Here is a 361-nt window from a genome sequence, read left to right on the forward strand (position 1 = left end):
GCGTAGGGGTGATTGAAGGCTTCCTTCTCGACGTGGTTGTAAAGCCTCCGCGTCATGCGGTGATCGTCTACCATTTCCGGAAGAGCTGGCCGGAACGTCCTTCCACACGCCCGGCAGGTGTAGCGGCGACGGACCACCCAGAGGGTGACCCGCTTTCCGTGGATGGGTAGGTCGCGATAGGCCACATCGCGCTTGCCGAACCTGACAAACTCACTCTCAACGCCGCATTCCTCGCAAGCTAGAGGCTCAGGAGCTTCGACCTGGTAGTGGAGATCATGCTCTTCCATCTTGGTGCCTAGGACGTGGTACTCGGGAAGGTGAAGGATGTTGTCAGGCAAGCTAGTCATGCAAACTTTCCTTG

General features: G+C 57.9%; 1 protein-coding gene. It reads right to left on the bottom strand.

Annotated features, from left to right (window positions below; all coding sequences use genetic code 11):
* On the bottom strand, nt 1–347 hold a 347-nt coding region (locus A3754_RS05945; protein WP_197468496.1), incomplete at its 3' end, for a transposase family protein.
* Nucleotides 348–361 lie beyond the last annotated feature (14 nt).

This window comes from Alcanivorax sp. HI0083, assembly GCF_001635175.1.